Annotated in this window: 3 protein-coding genes; all 3 read left to right on the forward strand. The window is 55.0% G+C overall.

Annotated elements, in window-relative coordinates; genetic code table 11:
* On the forward strand, positions 1-1,120 hold a 1,120-nt coding region (gene rlmD, locus AC2VLY_RS03590; protein ID WP_486921781.1), incomplete at its 5' end, for a 23S rRNA (uracil(1939)-C(5))-methyltransferase RlmD.
* Positions 1,121-1,142: 22 nt separating this feature from the next.
* Positions 1,143-1,634 carry a L,D-transpeptidase family protein gene (locus AC2VLY_RS03595; protein WP_486893869.1) on the forward strand — a complete coding sequence of 164 codons (492 nt, stop codon included), beginning with the start codon at positions 1,143-1,145 and terminating at the stop codon, positions 1,632-1,634.
* Between the two features lie 11 nt (positions 1,635-1,645).
* Positions 1,646-2,976: APC family permease (locus AC2VLY_RS03600; RefSeq protein WP_486893871.1), on the forward strand; the 1,331-nt coding region annotated here is incomplete at its 3' end.

Here is a 2,976-nt window from a genome sequence, read left to right on the forward strand (position 1 = left end):
TTCTTCATTGCGGGTAACACCCCCCTGTCCTCATTTTGGATTGTGCGGCGGTTGCAGTTTGCAGCATCTGGATGTGAGCGCGCAGGTGGCCATCAAGCAGCGGCAGTTGGAGGATAACCTCTGGCGCATTGGAAAAGTGCGTCCACAGAGAATTCTCCCACCCATTTTTGGTCCGGGTTTGGCTTATCGAAGCAAGGCCCGCCTTTCGGTGCGGACCCCCAAAACCCGTGGTGCTCTGGTGGGTTTTCGAGAACGTAGCAGCAACTACGTGGTAGATATGAACCAGTGTCTGGTGCTCGACCCCCGCGTTGGCCAGCGTATTCCGGAACTGCGGGTCCTGATTGGCAAAATGCAGTCTCCCCAGGATTTCCCCCAGATTGAAGTAGCTTGTACCCCCGACGCTGTAGCTTTGGTGTTTCGGCATATGCGTCCCCTGGCGGACAGTGATCTCATGCATTTACGTCAATTTGGACTGGATCACGACCTGCAAATCTGGTTGCAGCCGCGCGGTCCCGATACTTTGCATCCGCTGATCCCCGAACAACCGTCCGCCCTGCATTATGACCTGCCGGATTATCAACTGCGGATGCGTTTTGATCCGTTGGTATTTACTCAGGTGAATCAGTCTGTCAATCAGGTGACGGTGCGCCGTGCCATGGCTCTGCTCCGTCCTCAGGCCGGTGACCATATTCTTGATCTGTTTTGTGGCTTAGGGAACTTCACCTTGCCCATGGCGCGTTTGGGCGCGAATGTGCTGGGCGTTGAAGGCGATGCACGGTTGGTGGCCCTGGCTTCGGAAAATGCTGCCGCCAATGGGCTCTCGGCGCAAGCCCGATATCAGGTGGCTGATCTGACCCAGGCGCGGATGAGTGACTTTCAGATGGCAGGAACTATCGACAAAATGCTGATTGACCCGCCCCGAAGTGGGGCTATGGAAGTGTTGCAAAGTCTGACTCCCGGTGTATCCCGTCTGGTCTATGTTTCCTGTAATCCGGCGACTCTGGCCCGGGATGCCGAATATCTGGTGCACGAGCGTGGTTATCACCTGAAAGCAGCGGGTGTCATTAACATGTTCCCCCATACTGCCCATGTCGAATCCATTGCCCTTTTTGAAAAATGAAACGCCAGCAAACTGGTTTTGGGTGGATGTTGCCACTCAGAACCTGCGGGTGATGCAAGCTGCGCACGAAACAGTGCAATATCCCATTTCAACGGCCCTTAACGGACTTGGAGAAAGGCGTGACAGCGCCTGTACGCCACGCGGTTGGCATCAAGTCAGGGCAAAAATTGGCGCGGGATTGCCAGCTAATGCCATTCTGCGCGGACGCCGCTGGACGGGAGACTGCTATGACGCCAGCGAGGATCCGGACGAAAACGGCCATCAGGACTGGATACTGGGGCGGATTCTCTGGCTTTCCGGCATGGAATCCGGGTTTAATCGCGGCGGCTATTGCGACACGTTCCGGCGCTACATTTATATCCATGGCACCGCCGATACCGCTCGTCTCGGTCAGCCCGTCTCGGCCGGCTGCATTCGCATGAGCCCGGAGAATGTGTGCATCCTCTTCCCTGAAACTGCTCCAGGGCTCCCTGTTTTTATTGGGCTACAGCCCCCTGTTGATTTCCCCCGTTGAGGAGGTTCTGAATGGCCTGGATTCGCTTACCCCGATTTCGTCGTGCCGTAAACGTATTCAACCCGAAACTGTTTGAAAGCTTGTCTCTGGCTGCCTTTCTGGCCTGGGTAGGCCTGGGTTCAGATGCTTTGTCCTCATCCGCCTACGGTCCTCCGGAAATTTATTATGCCTTGAAGGGGCATGAATATCTGGCGGTTTTCCTGGCCATTGGTATTCCGGTTTCGGTGTTCATTATCTCGGCAGGTTATAAGCAGGTGATTGCCTTATTCCCGGATGGCGGTGGTGGTTATCATACGGCCTCAACGCTGCTCGGTCCGAAAGCGGGTCTGGTCAGCGGTTCAGCCCTGATTGTGGATTACGTTCTGACCGCAGCCATTTCCGTGGCCTCTGGTACCGAAACGTTGCTCAGCAGCCTGCCGTCCTATTGGTACAGTGAACGCATCCTGATTGATGTGGCTATTTTGCTGTTTCTGATTTTCATCAATTTGCGCGGCATGAAGGAGTCCATCAAGATTCTCTTGCCCATTTTTATGGCGTTTGTCGCTACCCATATCATCATGCTGGGTTTTGGTCTGGTCAGTCATGTCGGCGATTTTCCGAGTATCGCCCACAATACGGTGGCTGGAGCCGCGCGTGATAACCAGTTGTATGGCTGGATATTCATTGCCGCACTGGTCATGCGTGCCTTCAGTCTGGGCGGTGGAACCTACACCGGTCTGGAGGCCGTGGCCAACGGGGTCCATATCATGCGCGAACCACGCATCCAGACTGGTCAGCGGACCATGACCCTGCTGGCCACCTCCCTGTCACTGGTGGCCGGAAGCCTGATATTTCTCTATCTCATGTATCATGTGCATGAACATCAGGGACAGACCCTCAATGCCGTACTTTACACGGCCATCACCAGCGACTGGACTATTGCCGGAATCCATTTTGGTCCTACAGCCACGGTAATTACTTTGGTCACGGAAGGATTGCTGCTGTATATTGCCGCCAATACCGGCATTATCACTGCCCCCATTGTCATGGCCAACATGGCGGTAGACCGCTGGCTTCCAGAACGCTTTTCCTATTTGTCGGACCGCTTTGTGTCGCGAAACGGCATTTTGCTGGTCGGTTTTGCAGCGGTGGCCATTTTGCTGGCGACCGGCGGGCATGTGAGTATTCTGGTGGTGCTCTACAGTATCAACGTGTTTATCACCTTCACGCTGACCATGGCGGGGCTGAGTCGCCACTGGTTTGCCCAGCGGCATCATGAGCCGCGCTGGAAAGGCCGCCTCACGATCAGTGTGCTCGGTTTCATGGTCACGGCATCCATTCTGGCCATCACCATTTTCGAAAA

This window comes from Acidithiobacillus sp. TH-A36, assembly GCF_057473445.1.